General features: G+C 55.2%; 14 protein-coding genes and 1 tRNA gene. 9 read left to right on the top strand and 6 right to left on the bottom strand.

What is annotated here, in order from left to right:
* Positions 1-41: 41 nt before the first annotated feature.
* On the top strand, positions 42-2,696 hold the full coding sequence (gene adhE, locus MLD66_RS05405; protein ID WP_247215916.1) for a bifunctional acetaldehyde-CoA/alcohol dehydrogenase: 2,655 nt from the start codon (positions 42-44) through the stop codon (positions 2,694-2,696).
* A gap of 24 nt (positions 2,697-2,720) precedes the next feature.
* Positions 2,721-5,465 (top strand): bifunctional acetate--CoA ligase family protein/GNAT family N-acetyltransferase, encoded by a 2,745-nt coding sequence (locus tag MLD66_RS05410; protein ID WP_247215917.1) that lies wholly within the window; start codon positions 2,721-2,723, stop codon positions 5,463-5,465.
* A 215-nt stretch (positions 5,466-5,680) separates the two neighbouring features.
* Here the strand turns inward: MLD66_RS05410 and MLD66_RS05415 are convergent.
* Positions 5,681-5,767 (bottom strand) — tRNA-Ser (locus MLD66_RS05415).
* Positions 5,768-5,892: 125 nt separating this feature from the next.
* Here MLD66_RS05415 and atpD point away from each other — a divergent pair.
* From atpD to MLD66_RS05435, 4 genes are read left to right on the top strand one after another with little or no spacing between them, the layout of a single operon-like run.
* Positions 5,893-7,353 (top strand): F0F1 ATP synthase subunit beta, encoded by a 1,461-nt coding sequence (atpD, locus tag MLD66_RS05420; protein WP_247215918.1) that lies wholly within the window; start codon positions 5,893-5,895, stop codon positions 7,351-7,353.
* Positions 7,350-7,760: an ATP synthase F1 subunit epsilon gene (gene atpC, locus MLD66_RS05425; RefSeq protein ID WP_247215919.1), complete on the top strand. Its 411-nt coding sequence runs from the start codon at positions 7,350-7,352 to the stop codon at positions 7,758-7,760. The genes atpD and atpC overlap by 4 nt, the downstream gene beginning before the upstream one ends.
* Positions 7,724-8,500 carry a hypothetical protein gene (locus MLD66_RS05430; RefSeq protein ID WP_247215920.1) on the top strand — a complete coding sequence of 259 codons (777 nt, stop codon included), beginning with the start codon at positions 7,724-7,726 and terminating at the stop codon, positions 8,498-8,500. The genes atpC and MLD66_RS05430 overlap by 37 nt, the downstream gene beginning before the upstream one ends.
* The gene (locus MLD66_RS05435) at positions 8,484-9,050 is read left to right on the top strand and encodes a 5-formyltetrahydrofolate cyclo-ligase (protein ID WP_247215921.1); all 567 of its coding nucleotides are present in this window, start codon (positions 8,484-8,486) and stop codon (positions 9,048-9,050) included. Before MLD66_RS05430 ends, MLD66_RS05435 begins: the two co-directional genes overlap by 17 nt.
* Here MLD66_RS05435 and MLD66_RS05440 read toward each other — a convergent pair.
* The gene (locus MLD66_RS05440; RefSeq protein WP_247215922.1) at positions 8,941-9,915 is read right to left on the bottom strand and encodes a methylenetetrahydrofolate reductase; all 975 of its coding nucleotides are present in this window, start codon (positions 9,913-9,915) and stop codon (positions 8,941-8,943) included. The two genes, MLD66_RS05435 and MLD66_RS05440, sit on opposite strands and share 110 nt — an antisense overlap.
* A gap of 52 nt (positions 9,916-9,967) precedes the next feature.
* Positions 9,968-10,978, bottom strand: a complete 1,011-nt coding sequence (gene trpS / locus MLD66_RS05445; RefSeq protein ID WP_247215923.1) for a tryptophan--tRNA ligase — start codon at positions 10,976-10,978, stop codon at positions 9,968-9,970.
* Positions 10,979-11,087: 109 nt separating this feature from the next.
* On the opposite strand from trpS, the gene MLD66_RS05450 reads away from it, so the two are divergent.
* Complete coding sequence (locus tag MLD66_RS05450) at positions 11,088-12,005, top strand: bestrophin family ion channel (RefSeq protein WP_247215924.1); 918 nt, start codon at positions 11,088-11,090, stop codon at positions 12,003-12,005.
* Entirely contained in the window at positions 11,995-12,963 is a 969-nt protein-coding gene (locus MLD66_RS05455) for a bestrophin family ion channel (protein WP_247215925.1), read from the top strand. Before MLD66_RS05450 ends, MLD66_RS05455 begins: the two co-directional genes overlap by 11 nt.
* Here the strand turns inward: MLD66_RS05455 and aroQ are convergent.
* Together aroQ and MLD66_RS05465 are read right to left on the bottom strand one after the other, a co-directional pair.
* Positions 12,893-13,330 (bottom strand): type II 3-dehydroquinate dehydratase, encoded by a 438-nt coding sequence (aroQ, locus tag MLD66_RS05460; RefSeq protein ID WP_247215926.1) that lies wholly within the window; start codon positions 13,328-13,330, stop codon positions 12,893-12,895. The genes MLD66_RS05455 and aroQ overlap by 71 nt on opposite strands.
* On the bottom strand, positions 13,330-13,443 hold the full coding sequence (locus MLD66_RS05465; protein ID WP_247215927.1) for a DNA topoisomerase I: 114 nt from the start codon (positions 13,441-13,443) through the stop codon (positions 13,330-13,332). Before MLD66_RS05465 ends, aroQ begins: the two co-directional genes overlap by 1 nt.
* A gap of 146 nt (positions 13,444-13,589) precedes the next feature.
* On the opposite strand from MLD66_RS05465, the gene MLD66_RS05470 reads away from it, so the two are divergent.
* Positions 13,590-14,480, top strand: coding sequence for an adenylate/guanylate cyclase domain-containing protein (locus MLD66_RS05470; RefSeq protein ID WP_247215928.1), 891 nt, complete (start codon positions 13,590-13,592; stop codon positions 14,478-14,480).
* On the opposite strand, the gene MLD66_RS05475 is transcribed toward MLD66_RS05470, so the two are convergent.
* The gene (locus MLD66_RS05475; protein WP_247215929.1) at positions 14,453-15,292 is read right to left on the bottom strand and encodes a DNA-formamidopyrimidine glycosylase; all 840 of its coding nucleotides are present in this window, start codon (positions 15,290-15,292) and stop codon (positions 14,453-14,455) included. The genes MLD66_RS05470 and MLD66_RS05475 overlap by 28 nt on opposite strands.
* Between the last annotated feature and the right edge of the window lie 11 nt (positions 15,293-15,303).

Here is a 15,303-nt window from a genome sequence, read left to right on the forward strand (position 1 = left end):
AAAACGTTTGTAGCCTAAAGATAGGCAAAGGAGGAACTGAGATGCGCGTCACTGATGAAGCAACCTTAAATGAATTGATTGCCAGAGTCAAAGTTGCTCAGGAAGCGTTCGCCACCTTTTCCCAGGCGCAGGTTGACCGGATTTTCCAGCAGGCGGCAATTGCGGCGAATGAAGCCCGTATTCCCCTGGCGAAAATGGCGGTGGCAGAAACCGGTATGGGCATTGTGGAAGACAAGGTGATCAAAAATCACTTTGCCTCGGAGATGATCTACAACAAATACAAAAATGAAAAAACCTGCGGGGTGATCGAAGAAGACAAACATTTTGGCATTCAGAAAATTGCCGAACCCGTTGGCATTTTGGCGGGCATTGTCCCTACGACCAATCCTACTTCTACGGCTATTTTTAAGGCATTGTTAGCCATCAAAACCCGCAATGCCATTATTTTTTCCCCCCACCCCAGAGCCAAAGCCTGCACGATTGAAGCCGCCCGCATTGTCCTCAAAGCCGCCGTTGCCGCCGGTGCTCCCGATCCGATCATCGGCTGGATTGATGAACCCACCGTGCCCCTGTCCCAAGCCCTCATGCAACACCCAGACATTAAACTGATCCTGGCGACGGGGGGACCTGCAATGGTCAAAGCCGCCTACTCCTCCGGGCATCCCTCCTTGGGGGTAGGGGCAGGCAATACCCCCGCCCTGATTGATGTGAGTGCCGATATACCGATGGCGGTCAGTTCCATTCTGCTGAGCAAAACCTTTGACAATGGCACGATTTGTGCTTCGGAACAGGCGGTGATCGTGGTGGAAGATATTTATGAATCAGTGAAACAGGAATTTGTCCGGCGGGGTGCCTACATTCTCTCCCCCGAAGAAGTGGCGAAAGTGCGGCAAATTATTCTCCAGGACGGCAGATTGAATCCGGCGATTGTGGGACAACCGGTGGAGCACATTGCCCAGTTGGCGGGCTTTACGGTGCCCCAGGGGACTCGGTTGTTAATTGGCGAAGTGACCGAAGTCGGGGAACATGAACCCTTTTCCTATGAGAAACTATCGCCGATTTTAGCCATGTATCGGGTACCCAATTTCCGAGCCGGGGTAGAAATTGCCGCCCAGTTGGTGAATTTTGGCGGTAAGGGACATACGGCGGTGCTCTACACCGACCCTGCGAACCGGGATGACCTCGCCTATTTTGAACACCATGTCGCCGCCAGTCGGGTGTTATTAAATACGCCTTCTTCCCAGGGGGCAATTGGGGATTTGTATAACTTCAAACTTGACCCTTCCCTCACTTTGGGTTGCGGCACTTGGGGCGGTAATTCTATCTCGGAAAACGTGGCTCCCCACCATCTGCTGAATATCAAAACCGTGACGGAACGGCGGGAAAATATGCTGTGGTTCCGGGTGCCCCCCAAAATTTATTTCAAGTTTGGGTGTCTGCCGGTGGCATTGCAGGAATTGCAGGGGAAAAAACGGGCATTTCTGGTTACCGACAAGCCCCTATTTGATATGGGAATGCTCAAGGAAGTGGAGGACATTTTGGAAGACCTGGGGATCGAGTTTCAAACCTTCTATGAAGTGGAACCCGACCCGACCCTGACGACGGTGGAAAAAGGTTTAGCCCGGTGTCGCAGTTTTAACCCCGATGTGATCATTGCCTTTGGCGGCGGTTCACCGATGGATGCGGCGAAGGTGATCTGGCTGATGTATGAACATCCTGAGGTGGAATTTTCCGGGGTTGCCATGCGGTTTATGGACATCCGCAAGCGGGTCTATGCCCTGCCCACCCTGGGACAAAAGGCGATTTTGGTGGCGATTCCCACCACTTCCGGTACGGGGTCAGAAGTCACGCCCTTTGCCGTTGTGACCGATGATAAAACCGGCATCAAATATCCCCTGGCGGATTACGCCCTCACCCCCAATATGGCAATCGTTGACCCGGAATTGGTGATGAATATGCCCAAGAAACTCACTGCCTACGGGGGGATTGATGCCCTTACCCATGCCATTGAAGCCTACGTTTCCATCTTGGCGACGGAATTTACCGAGGGCTTGGCACGGGAGGCGATTCAACTGTTATTTGAATATCTACCCAGGGCGTACAAATTGGGAGCCAAAGACCCCGTTGCCAGGGAAAAAGTCCACTATGCCGCCACGATTGCGGGGATGGCGTTTGCCAATGCCTTTTTAGGGATTTGTCACTCTTTGGCACACAAACTCGGCTCCACCTTCCATGTGCCGCACGGTTTAGCCAATGCCCTGATGATCTCCCATGTGATCCGCTACAACGCCACCGATGCCCCCTTCAAGCAGGCGATTTTCCCCCAATACACCTATCCCCACGCCAAGCAACGCTATGCGGAAATTGCCGACTTTCTCCACCTGGGCGGGCGCACGGAGGAGGATAAGGTCGAGCGGTTGATCCATGCCATTGAAAACCTCAAACAGGAACTCGATATTCCCCTTTCCATTAAGGAAGCACTCCCGGATCGGGAACGGGAATTTTATGAAAGCGTGGAAAAAATGGCAGAGCAAGCCTTTGACGACCAATGCACGGGGGCAAATCCCCGTTATCCCCTGATGCGGGACCTGAAGGAGCTGTACATCCTCTCCTACCAAGGGTGCCGCCTGGAGAGTGCCCTCTACCATCAAGCGGATAACTGGGACAACTTGGCGGTCACCACCACCGATGGTTAATTGGTTCATTTAAGGAGAACCCCGATGCAGTCCGCCACCCTTGCCCCTGGAAACGAAGCCATTTCTGACGTTTGGCGCACCCCCTACCGCTATCCCCTGGAGGTTTTTTTCCATCCCCAAACCATCGCCGTGATTGGGGCAACGGAACGCCCTGGCAGTGTCGGACGCACCTTGCTGAGTAATCTGATTGCCACGCCCTTTGGGGGAACCGTGTTTCCCATCAATCCCAAGCGTCCGAGTGTGTTGGGGATTAAAGCCTATCCCACCATTCACGATGTCCCCGACCGGGTTGATCTGGCGGTGGTGGTCACGCCTGCGCCGACAGTACCGGGGGTGATTGCCGAATGTGCCCAGGCGGGGGTGAAGGGAGCAATCGTGATCTCGGCGGGCTTTCGGGAAATTGGCGCAGAGGGAATGGCGCTGGAGCAGGAAATCTTAGCAAATGCGGGTCAAATGCGGATTATCGGACCCAACTGCCTGGGGGTGATGAACCCGGTCACCGGCTTAAATGCCACCTTTGCCAGCACCATTGCCCGCCCTGGAAGTGTGGGGTTTATTTCCCAGAGTGGGGCGCTGTGTACTTCGATTTTGGACTGGAGTTTTCAGGAAAATGTCGGGTTTAGCGCCTTTATCTCCATCGGCTCCATGCTGGATGTGAGTTGGGGGGATTTGATCTACTACTTAGGAGATGACCCCCACACCAAAAGCATTGTCATTTATATGGAATCCATCGGCGATGCCCGTTCCTTTCTCTCGGCGGCTCGGGAGGTGGCGTTGACCAAACCGATCATTGTGCTGAAGGCAGGGCGTACCGCAGCGGCGGCGCAAGCCTCTACTTCTCACACGGGAGCTTTGGCGGGGAGCGATGAGGTGCTCAATGCCGCCTTTCGCCGGTGTGGCGTTTTGCGGGTGGATAATATCTCCGATCTCTTTGACATGGCGGAGGTGCTTTCCAAACAGCCCAAACTGCCCCAGGGGAATCGTTTAATTATTCTCACGAATGCCGGTGGTCCGGGGGTGATCGCCACGGATGCGTTTATTGAGGGGGGGGGCACGTTGGCGGCAATTGCTTCTGAGACCCAAGCCAAACTCGACCCGATTTTGCCCAAGCACTGGAGTCATGGGAATCCGGTGGACATTTTGGGAGATGCGGATGCCCAACGGTATGCCCAAGCCTTAGATGTGGTCGCCCATGACCCCAATGGGGATGCCATTTTGGTCATTCTCACGCCTCAAGCCATGTCCCAACCGACGGAAACGGCGGCACAACTGATTGCCTGTGCCAAAAATTATCCCAAACCGCTCCTTGCCAGTTGGATGGGGGGAGAAAGTGTCGCCCCTGCCATGCACGCCCTGAATGCGGCGGGGATTCCCACCTTTAGTTATCCCGACACGGCGGCGCACATTTTTAACTATATGTGTCATTACAGCAGTAACCTGCGGGCACTCTACGAAACCCCCCAACTGCCCCCGGATTCGGACGAATTTACCCCGAACCGCCCCCTGGTACAGGAGATATTTGCCCAGGCACGCCAAGCCGGACGGAACCTGCTCACCGAGTACGAAGCCAAACAAGTCCTCACCGCCTATGGGATACCCACGGTGCCGACGGAAATTGCCACCAGCGCCGAGGAAGCCATTGCCATTGCCAACCGCATGGGTTATCCGGTGGTCGTGAAATTACTTTCCGAGGTGATCACCCATAAGAGTGATGTGGGGGGGGTGCAACTGAATTTATCCAACCCTGAGGCGGTAGCGGCGGCTTTTAATCTGATTCGCACCAATGTCAAACCTTGGGAAGCCCAGCATCCCGATGTGTTTTTGGGTGTCACCGTGCAACCCATGTTCCGTGCCCAGGGCTACGAACTGATTTTAGGCAGTAGCATGGACGTGCAGTTTGGTCCTGTGATTCTCTTCGGCACGGGCGGGCAACTGGTAGAAGTCTTCCAGGATCGTTCCTTGGCACTGCCCCCCCTGAATAGCACTTTAGCCAAGCGGATGATGGAGCGCACCCGGATTTACCAAGCCCTGTTGGGGGTACGGGGCAACCGTCCGGTGGACATGGATGGTTTGGCGCAACTGCTGGTGCGGTTTAGCCAGTTGGTGGTGGAACAGCCGGAAATTCAAGAGATTGACATCAATCCGCTCTTGGCTTCGGCGGAACATCTGATTGCCCTGGATGCCAGGGTGGTTTTGCGCTCAGACGCTCCCCCCAAATTGGCGATTCGCCCCTATCCCAGCCAATACATCAGCACTTTTACCCTCAAAAATCATCTGCCGGTCACCATTCGCCCGATTCGCCCGGAGGATGAACCCCTGCTGGTGGAATTTCATAAACTCCTGTCCGAGGAGAGCGTGTATATGCGCTACACCCACATGATGAACCTGCAACACCGGATTGCCCACGACCGGCTCACCCGCATTTGTTTTATTGACTACGACCGGGAAATGGTGTTAGTCGCTGACCACAAGGACCCCGAAACCGGCAACCATCATGTGGTGGGGGTGGGGCGGTTATCCCGTTTTCATAACTCAAATAAGGCGGAATTTGCGATGATTATTGGGGATCGTTTTCAAAAGCAAGGTTTGGGCACCGAACTCCTGCGCCGTTTGGTGGAAATTGCCCGGATGGAACACATATCCCAAGTGGAGGCGTATATGTTACCGACCAACACCGCCATGCAAAAAATCTGTGAACGGGCAGGGTTTGCCTTTGACCCCCAATTAGAAGAAGGGATGGTGAAAGCCGTCTTAACTTTATCCCCATAATTTGATAGGCTATTTTGCGCCCAAGAATATAGCAATCCTACTTGATTAACAAACAGCAATTCTCCAGAACCAAGGGCGTGCGACCCATTTTTAGAAGTGCCCATAATTTAATTTTTTGCCCAGGTGTTGGTGGGATTTGGTTTTCCCTTCGTTCTTAAACATGACCCGCTACCCAAACCCTGAGCCACATGGCCACGAGTACGGGAGCGTGGGTACGGAGAGGGGGGGATTTGAACCCCCGTTGGGTGTGACCCCAAACTTGATTTCGAGTCAAGCGCATTCAACCACTCTGCCACCTCTCCTGGGGCATTCTCTATTATTAGCCGATTTATCAACCCCTGCGCTGGGATGCAAATGACCCCAGGGGTGATACCCTAGTAGGGGGCGAGGCTTGCGCTCTTCGTAACACAAATGGGGATGGATACTCATGGTTGCCACTGCTGAACAGACAAATGTGGGTCGGATTGTCCAGGTGATTGGGCCGGTGCTGGATGTGGCGTTTCCGCCCGGGCAGTTGCCCAAGGTTTATGATGCCCTGCGGATTCAGGGTAAAAATGAGGCGGGTCAGGAAGTAGCGGTGACCTGCGAAGTCCAGCAATTGCTGGGGGACAATACGGTGCGGGCGGTGGCCATGAGTTCCACGGACGGTCTGGTGCGGGGAATGCCGGTGATCAATACGGGGGCACCCATTAGCGTGCCGGTGGGAGAAGTGACCCTGGGACGAATTTTTAATGTGTTGGGCGAACCGGTGGACGAAAAAAGCGAGGTACCCAGGACGGTCACCCTGCCGATTCACCGCTCAGCGCCCAAGTTTACCGACCTGGAAATTAAACCTTCGATTTTGGAAACCGGGATCAAGGTGGTGGATTTGCTCACCCCCTACCGCAGGGGCGGTAAAATCGGTCTGTTTGGTGGGGCCGGTGTGGGGAAAACCGTGATCATGATGGAGTTGATCAACAATATCGCCATCAACCACGGGGGAGTCTCGGTATTCGGCGGTGTGGGGGAACGCACCCGGGAAGGGAATGACCTCTACAACGAAATGATTGAATCCGGGGTGATCAACCAGGAAGACCCCAGCAAGTCCAAAATTGCCCTGGTGTACGGTCAGATGAATGAACCGCCGGGGGCCCGGATGCGGGTGGGGCTGTCGGCGTTGACGATGGCGGAGTATTTCCGGGATGTGAATAAGCAGGATGTTCTGCTGTTTATTGACAATATCTTCCGGTTTGTGCAGGCGGGTTCGGAGGTGTCGGCGTTGTTGGGGCGGATGCCCTCGGCGGTGGGGTACCAGCCGACCCTGGGGACGGACATGGGGGAATTGCAGGAGCGGATCACCTCCACCCGGGAAGGTTCGATTACCTCGATTCAGGCGGTGTATGTCCCGGCGGATGACCTGACCGACCCGGCACCAGCGACGACCTTTGCCCACCTGGACGGCACGACGGTGCTCTCCCGGAGCTTGGCTTCCAAGGGCATTTACCCGGCGGTGGACCCCCTGGATTCCACTTCGACCATGTTGCAACCGGGTATCGTGGGGCAGGAGCATTACACGGTGGCCCGGCGGGTGCAGGCGACCTTACAACGGTATAAGGAATTGCAGGACATTATCGCCATCCTGGGGCTGGATGAACTTTCGGAGGAGGACCGGTTGACGGTGGCCCGGGCCCGCAAGGTGGAGCGGTTTTTGTCCCAGCCCTTCTTCGTGGCGGAGGTGTTCACCGGTGCCCCTGGCAAATATGTTAAGCTGGAAGATACCATCAAAGGATTCAAGATGATCCTGGATGGGGAGTTGGACGACCTGCCGGAACAGGCCTTTTACATGGTGGGGGACATCAACGAAGCCAAGGCGAAGGCGGAAAAACTGAAGGCTGAGGGGAAAGCATGACCTTAACCGTACGGGTGATTACGCCGGGGCAAACCGTTTGGGACGGGGCGGCACAGGAGGTGATTTTGCCCAGTACCTCGGGGCAGTTGGGGGTGTTGACGGATCACATTCCCCTACTGACGGCTCTGGATATTGGGGTCATGCAGATCAAAAGCGGTGGGGATTGGTTCCCCCTGGTGGTCTTGGGGGGCTTTGCCGAGGTGGAAAACAACGAGGTGACGGTGCTGGTGAACGGGGCGGAAATGGCCTCGACCCTCGACGGGGCCAAGGTACAGGCGGAGTTGGCTCAGGCGGAGGCGACCTTGGAAAAGGCGGTCAGCCGCAAGGAAAAGCTGGATGCCGCCCAACAGGTGAAACAGGCCAGGGCACGGTGGCACGCAGTGCGGATGGTATCGCCGGAACGATGATTGCGGTTGCCAGTTACACCCACCCGATTCCCCCGCCGACGGAACCTTTGCAGTACCGGGCGATTGGGGTATTGCGGGGTCGTTATGAACCTTCCCAGGAGCAGTTCACAAAGGGCATTTTGACCACCCACGACGGGGTGCAGGTGGATGCGGTACTCCTGGGGCGGTTGATGACCTTGGTGAAAAAAAAGCTCGACCTGTCCCAGGAACACCTCTGGGTGGTTTATCCCCGCACCCGCAACAAACCCCGCACTAAACCCGGAGAACCGGTGCCGGACACGCCCTTTTTGCCCTTGCACGTGCAGATGATGGGGGTGTGGGAACCGGGGGAACTGCACCCGGAGGAGGAGGACTTGGTCGCCGGGGACATTCGGGTCGAGGAAGATTATTTCTCCGTGCGGGGGGAGGTGGTGCGCCAAAATCATCGGGCAGAGGTGGTCACGGTACGGATTCGGCGGGCGCCCATGAATTTAACGGGAACGGCGGAAACCTTTAAGCTGGAACTGAAGGGCACGCTGCCCCAACCGGGGAAGGGAATGTTTTGGGATTTGCAGGTGCAACGCCAGGGCACCGACCTCCTGATCCGGCAAGCCCATCAGGTGGCGGCGATTTTGCCCAACAAACCAGCGGCTCGCCGTCCTGGCCCTGGTGCCCGCCCTTCCCGACCGCCAACGACCGGGGGGGGTGGTCGTCCCGTGCCCCGTCCCAAACCCGCACCCCCTAGTGCTGGAACCTCCTAAACCCCAACTCCGGGCGCATTTACGGGGACAACGGCAGAGCATTTCACCAGCCCAACATCGGCAATTCAGCCAGCAGGTGATACATCATTTAACCCGCCATCCCCGCTGGCGGACAGCAGAACAGGTCTTTGGCTATGTCAGCATCCAAGGCGAACCGGATTTGGACTGTTTGTGGGACGAGGGGGGCAAAATCTGGGGCTTACCCCGCCGTTATGGGCAGACCTTGCGCTGGCATCGCTGGCAGACAGGTACCGCTTTAATCGCAGGCACAATCCCGGAACCGAACCCGGATGCCCCCCTACTCACACCCCAACCGGGGGATTTACTGCTCATCCCGGCGTTAGCCTACGACCGGCAGGGCTATCGTTTGGGGTATGGGGGCGGTTATTTCGACCGGCTGTTGGCGCAACCGGAGTGGCAGGGGGTGTACCGGGTGGGCATTATTTTCCAGGCATTTCTCCTGCCCCTGTTGCCCCGTGACCCTTGGGATCAGGCGGTGCAGGCGGTGTGTACCGAGCAGGGTTGGTGGGAGATAAGCCCGCCTGGGTAAGAATTTCCGGGATCAAATCCTCCCGTTTGACCGCCATCAGATGCACCCCTTGGCAGAGTTGTCGCGCCCATTGCACCTGCTCGCTGGCGATGCGTATCCCTTCTTCTAGGGGATGGACTGCCCGTTCCAAGCGTTGGATCAGGGCTTCGGGAATCTTCACCCCCGGCACGTTCTTATTAATATAGTGGGCGTTTTTGGCGGATTTGAGCAGAAAAATGCCTGCTAAAATGGGGCGACCACACCCCTGGGCAATCTGGGTCATGAACTTTTCTAAACGGTCAAAATCCACAATCATTTGACTTTGGAAAAATTGCGCCCCCGCTTGCAGTTTCCGTTCAAAACGCCTTTGTAATCCCGACCAACTCCCGGATTGGGGGTCAACGGCGGCACCGGGAAATAGATTTAACGCCCCGTCTGGCAAGGGTTGATTTTCGCTGTCCATGCCCTGGTTGAGTTTTTGGATCACCTGCAACAAGCGCACCGATTCGTAGTCATAAACTGCCTTGGCTTGGGGCTGATCCCCCGCCCGCACCGGGTCGCCGGTCAACGCCAGAACATTGCGAATGCCCAGGGCGTTGGCACCCATCAAATCCGCTTGTAGGGCGATGCGATTGCGATCCCGACAGGCGACTTGGTAAATCGGTTCTAGGTGATGCTGTTGTAATAAGCTCGCCGCCGCCAGAGAACTCATACGCAGGACCGCACGACTGCCATCGGTGACGTTGATGCCATGCACCCAGGGGTCTAAAAGCTGTGCCATGTGGAGCATGGTTGCGGGGTTGCCACCTTTGGGGGGCATGACTTCGGCGGTGATCAGAAATTCCCCCCGTTGAATCCCCTGTTGCAAACGGCTGAGATGGGTCATGCAATTCCCCATCCATTGGTTAGGAAATTCATGGGCAAGTTTATAGGCAAATTCATAAAAGCGCCGCCATGCCCATCGCTTTTTGCACCTGTTCTAAGGTGGTTTGCGCCACCTGATGCGCCCGTTCCCGTCCCTCCCGCAACACTTGATAAAGGTAATCTTTTGCCCCCATTAATTCCTGATAACGGGTTTGCAAGGGACGCAGATGCTCAATAATGGCATCGGTTAATTTGGGCTTAAATTCTCCCCAACCCATGTCTTTCACTTCACTAGCCACAGCGGTTTTTTCCCGTTCCGTAAAAATTTGATAGAGGGTCAGGAGATTATGGCATTCCGGTCGCTCAGGATGGTCAAATTCCAAGCCCTTGATCGGGTCGGTTTTACAGCGTTTAATTTTTTTCTGAATCAGATCGGGCGGGTCGAGTAAGTTAATCCGGCTCATGTCTGAGGGGTCGGATTTGGACATTTTGCTCGTACCATCGGTCAAACTCATCACCCGTGCGCCTGCCGTGCCAATCAGGGGTTCCGGCACTTTCAAAATCGGTGTCTCCGGCGTGGCAAATAGATAATTGAACCGCTGGGCAATGTCCCGGGTGAGTTCCAAATGCTGTTTTTGATCCTCCCCCACCGGCACCAAATCCGCCTGATACAGCAAAATATCGGCAGCCATCAACACCGGATAATCCAATAACCCCACCCCCACATCTTCCCCCTGTTTCAGGGCTTTTTCCTTGAATTGAATCATCCGCTCCAACCAATTCAAGGGCGTGATGCAATTTAACAACCAAGCCAGTTGGCTGTGGGCAGGCACATGGGATTGGATGAATATCACACTGTACTGGGGGTCGAGTCCGCATGCTAAGTACAAAGCCGCTACAGTGTAGGAATTTTGTGCCAGTTCTGCGGGCTGGTAGGGCACGGTCATGGCGTGTAAATCCACCACACAGAAATAATTTTCCCGCTCCTTTTGCCCCATCACCCAGTTGCGGATGGCACCCAGGTAATTGCCGAGATGGAGATTGCCGGTGGGCTGTACCCCCGAAAGCACCCGTGGACGTTGCATTCTGTTCTGAAAAAATTAATTAAGGCTGAAACCTATTGTAAGGGGCGGAGGGATGCCCGGCGGGATTCCGTGCTAAAAAGGGAGGGAAGGGGTCAGCGAGTGGGTCGGGGTGGGCAACCGCACACACCATTGGTTTCGTTTGGCGGTGCAACTGCGGGGGTCGGTGTTGCCACGAATTGCCCCCCGGATTGTCCTATTCATGGGCTACAGTGCTCTGATTGTTTTTTCCCGGCAGATGGGTTGGAAATTGCCGATCAGTATTTTGGGGGAATTGACCTCAAATGTGGCTTATAATTTGGTACTCGGTCTTTTACTGGTTTTTCGCACGAATAATTCCTACGACCGCTACTGGGAAGGGCGCAAAGCCTGGGGACAAATTGTGATTTCCCTGCGCAATTTGGCGCGCACGATGCAGGTGAGTATCCCGGTGCAAAATGAACAGGAATGGCAACAGAAAAAAAGGGCATTTCAATTACTCATTGCCTTTCCCATTGCGGTGAAACTCCACCTGCGGGAAAACCCAGATAATCAAGAATTAACGGATTTCCTGACCCCCGCTGAACGTGCGACCCTTGACCAGGTACCCAATCGCCCCATTTATATCACGCTGTGGTTGCAGGATTATTTCCAAAAACAAGTGGCGCACCAACGTTTGGATTCCAACCGTGCCTGGGAATTGGATGATTCAGTGAATCAATTGATTCAGGGTTTAGCTACCTGTGAACGCATCGTCAGTACCCCCCTGCCGATGGCTTATGTGATTTATTTGAAACAATTAATTTTGGTCTATTGCTTGGCGTTGCCTTGGGGGTTGAAACCGGAGTTGGGCTGGGCAATGGTTTTGATCGTGGGGGTGGTGGCGTTTATTTTAATGGGCGTGGAAGAATTGGCGCGGGAGATTGAAAACCCCTTTGGTTTGGATGTGAATGACTTGCCTTTGGAAGACCTCTGCACCATGATTCGCCGGAGTGTTAATATGATTAGCCAGTTTCAGCCCCCCGTGTTCCCTGCTGCCGATGACCGCTAAATCCCCGCCCCCGGCGCACATCTGGCTCTGGTTGCGTACCGTGTTGACCCTGCGGGGGTCGTTACTCCCCAACATTTTACCATTAATGGGTGTATTTACATTATACAGTGCAGCAATTGTGGAGGCGTGGCAGATGCATTTCCCTTTACCCATCCGTGTCTTTGGGGAATTGACCAACAACGTGGTGTTTAACCTGGTGCTGGGGTTACTGCTCGTCTTTCGCACCAATAGTTCCTACGACCGGTTTTGGGAAGGGCGCAAAGCCTGGGGGGATATTGTGGTGAATGTGCGGAATTTGGCGCGTACCATTCAACTGTGTATTCCCGTGCAAACCGAGGCGGAATCCCAGCGGCGGCAACGGATTTTACAGATGTTGACCGGGTTTGCGGTGGCGACCAAACTGCATTTGCGGGAGGTGACGGACAATCCAGAATTAGTGCCCTATTTTAATGCGGATGAATTAACCCAATTGCAACAGAGTCGCAACCGTCCCCTGCAAATTACCCTGTGGATTCAGGATTATCTTCAGCAGGAATTTCAACAGGAACGGATTGATACGGTGCGATTGCTGGAACTGAACCAATTTCTCAACGCCATTATCCAGGGGTTGACCGCCTGTGAACGGATTCGCCAAACCCCCATTCCCCCCGCCTATTTGATCTACCTGCGCCGATTGATTGCCCTGTACTGCCTATGTCTGCCCCTGGCACTGGTGACCCAATGGGGCTGGTGGACGGTTTTGGTGGTGGGCGTTGTGGGGTTTATCCTGTTTGGCATTGAGGAACTGGGGCGACAGATCGCTGACCCCTTTGGGTTTGACCCCAACGACTTGCCCCTGGAAGCCATTTGTACTACCCTGGCGGAGAATGTGAGTACCATTGCTGGGGTCAATGGGTTCGACAATAGTCCACCAATGCCGCCAACCCCCAGCGATAGCTCGCTACTCCAAACCCACTGATTTGCCCCACCGCCACCGGCGCAATCCAGGAATGATGCCGATAGGACTCCCGGGCGTAGATATTGCTCAGATGCACTTCCACTGTGGGAATGCCAGTCCCCCGGATCGCATCGGCAATGGCTAAACTGGTGTGGGTGTAGGCTCCCGGATTGATCAGCAAACCCTGAAATGTTCCCACCGCCTGGTGAATCCAATCCACCAATACCCCCTCATGGTTGGACTGGCGGCAGGTAATGTTGACCCCTAAATCCTTAGCCTGAAGTTCTAACTGAGCGTTGATTTCCGCCAGGGATAGGTTGCCATAAATGGTGGGTTCCCGCTGTCCCAGCAGGTTCAAATTGGGACCATGCAGGACGAGAATCTGCACTAACGGCGGTCGTCCACTGGCACGGGAATCGGCTCCGCTTCGGGCTGGGGACCAAGCAAAATGTCAATCAAACGTCTCAACAAGTCTCTTAGTTTGGCGAGGATGCTATCCATAAATGTGATTCCCAAAGCAACAGCCCGATACACCGGTATTTTTTATTATAATCAACGACTACGCAACCGTCAGGGGCATCCCATTCCCCACCCCTTGGGGCTATGATATTTTGGGATACTTATGACCAGCCGTAGCCGATGGGGTAATGGGTAGCGAATCCACCATTCTGTTCGCCGACATCAGCGGCAGTACCAAACTCTACGAAACCCTGGGGGACGAAGCGGCCTTGGTGCTGGTGAGCGATTGCTTACAACTTCTGCATCAACTGGGACAAAAGTATCAGGGGCAGGTGGTGAAAACCATTGGGGATGAAATCATGATCCGCTTCCCGAATCCTTCCCTGGCGGCGCAGGCGGCTTTTGAGATGCAGGATCAGTCCGCCCAATTTTTCCTCAACCGCAAGGTAATTTCTGGATTGAAGGTCGGATTTAACCACGGCACGGTGATCGAGCAGGAGGACGGGGATGTGTTTGGGGATGCGGTGAATGTGGCGGCGCGCATGGTGCAACTTGCCAAACGCAACCAAATCCTCACCCCGGCGGAGACGGTGCGCCTCATCGATCCAGCGTTACCCCTACAAAAACGGCTGGTGGAGCGTACCCTGGTGCGGGGGAAACAGGAACCGGTGGACGTGTACGAAATCCTGGTACACGCCTCCGATGCCACCATAGTGGGTGCGGACATCACCCCACCGGTCATGCCGCTGCAAGCCCTCCGGTTACGGCTCCAATTTCGGGATCAGGTGCATTATTTGGATGAACAACACCATTCCTTGAGTTTGGGGCGGGCACCGGATAATGATCTAGTAATTCGCTCGGATCAGGTCTCCCGCCAGCACGGTCGGATTGAATTTCGCCGGGGCAAATTTATCCTGGTGGATCAAAGTTCCAACGGCACCCACATCCATCCCCAGGGGGAACCCCCGGTGCATATCCGCCGGGATGAATTTATCCTCCAAAAAGAGGGCACGATCCACCCCGGTGCTCCCGATACGGAGCCGATTCGCTATCAGTGCCTGGTGAGCCGTTTGGGTTGACAGCGGGGGCAGAAATGGCTGGAACGACCGGCGATTTTTTGCCGCTGGATCGTCGTACCACAGACCCGACAGGGTTGCCCCGCCCGCCCGTACACCCAGGCTTGGTTCAGATAATGACCGTTCATGCCTTGCACATGGCGAAAGTGGGCAAAGGTCGTGCCCCCCGCCTGGATGCTGGTTTCTAGGACTTGCAGGATCCCCCGGTGCAGGTGGGCAACCTGGGCAGGCGATAACAGCGCACTGGGGGTTTGGGGGTCCAGACCGCTCAGGAACAAACACTCATCGGCGTAGATATTCCCCAACCCGGCGATCCAGGTTTGGTCCAAAAGGGCGGTTTTAATCGGACGCTGGGTTCCTTGGCATTTTTGGTAGAGATGGTCAATGGCACAATCCCAGGGTTCCGGTCCCAGGTTCTGTAACCCGGTCACCACCTGGGTTAAAACGTCCCCTGGGGCAACCCACCACAACCGACCAAAGGTGCGCTGGTCCACAAACCGCAATTCCTGTCCGCCGCTGAAAAAAATCCGTGCCCGGGTGTGTTTGGTCACGGGTTGGGGGGTGGTTAGCCACAACAACTGCCCGGTCATGCGCAGATGCACCACCCACTGACCGCCGTTGGTTAATGTTCCCAACAGATACTTGCCCCGCCGCTGCCAATCCTGGAGAACTTGGTAACGCAAACCGGCTTGGAATTCCTGGGCAGAACCCGCCACACAGTCCGGGCGCAGGAGTTCCACCCGGTCAATGGGGAAACCGGAGGTCAGGTTGACCAACCCCCGGCGGATGATTTCGACTTCCGGCAATTCCGGCAAGGGAGCGACCC

Origin of the sequence: Synechococcus sp. C9, from assembly GCF_022984075.1 — a bacterium.
In the GTDB taxonomy this organism is placed as follows: Bacteria; Cyanobacteriota; Cyanobacteriia; order Gloeomargaritales; family Gloeomargaritaceae; genus Gloeomargarita.

Coding starts and splice junctions, on each gene's coding strand:
- MLD66_RS05440 (WP_247215922.1), bottom strand. CDS start 9,915: ATGACCCATCTCAGCCGTTTGCAACAGGGGATTCAACGGGGGGAATTT.
- MLD66_RS05470 (WP_247215928.1), top strand. CDS start 13,590: ATGGGTAGCGAATCCACCATTCTGTTCGCCGACATCAGCGGCAGTACC.
- adhE (WP_247215916.1), top strand. CDS start 42: ATGCGCGTCACTGATGAAGCAACCTTAAATGAATTGATTGCCAGAGTC.
- MLD66_RS05410 (WP_247215917.1), top strand. CDS start 2,721: ATGCAGTCCGCCACCCTTGCCCCTGGAAACGAAGCCATTTCTGACGTT.
- MLD66_RS05465 (WP_247215927.1), bottom strand. CDS start 13,443: ATGGATAGCATCCTCGCCAAACTAAGAGACTTGTTGAGACGTTTGATT.
- atpD (WP_247215918.1), top strand. CDS start 5,893: ATGGTTGCCACTGCTGAACAGACAAATGTGGGTCGGATTGTCCAGGTG.
- trpS (WP_247215923.1), bottom strand. CDS start 10,978: ATGCAACGTCCACGGGTGCTTTCGGGGGTACAGCCCACCGGCAATCTC.
- atpC (WP_247215919.1), top strand. CDS start 7,350: ATGACCTTAACCGTACGGGTGATTACGCCGGGGCAAACCGTTTGGGAC.
- MLD66_RS05455 (WP_247215925.1), top strand. CDS start 11,995: ATGACCGCTAAATCCCCGCCCCCGGCGCACATCTGGCTCTGGTTGCGT.